Annotated in this window: 1 pseudogene; it reads right to left on the bottom strand. The window is 37.8% G+C overall.

Annotation, left to right across the window (positions count from 1 at the left end):
- Positions 1–178: pseudogene (locus tag HMPREF2637_RS11195) on the bottom strand (transposase); the annotation flags it as partial.
- Positions 179–328: the final 150 nt, after the last annotated feature.

Genomic DNA, 328 nt, shown 5'->3' with positions numbered 1-328 from the left:
GCAAGTTATGATATTCTTTAGCTGTTCCGAATAAACGTTCTATCGTTTCTTTCCGATGTTGGTACCGTTCCTTCATCCCACTTTGATGACGGATATCTTCACAGATGTCTAAGGCATCTTTCCAAATATGACGCACAACAACTTTTTGGTGCTGGCGACTTTCAGTACAAATCGCTAACTAGGAGTACCTCATCAAATACCTTTTCTTTTATTATACTTCTTCGAAGCAAGACAAAGTCCCCAGAAGTATAACTTCTGAGGACTTTGTCTTCAATCTGAAAGAGGTATTTTTATACCTCTTTTTGTTCACTCTTCAATTATGCTGTCA

Source organism: Streptococcus sp. HMSC065H07, assembly GCF_001837325.1.
Classification (GTDB): domain Bacteria; phylum Bacillota; class Bacilli; order Lactobacillales; family Streptococcaceae; genus Streptococcus; species Streptococcus salivarius_H.
The sequence above is the reverse complement of the archived record's forward strand: the minus strand, read 5'-3'. Positions and strand labels throughout refer to the sequence as shown.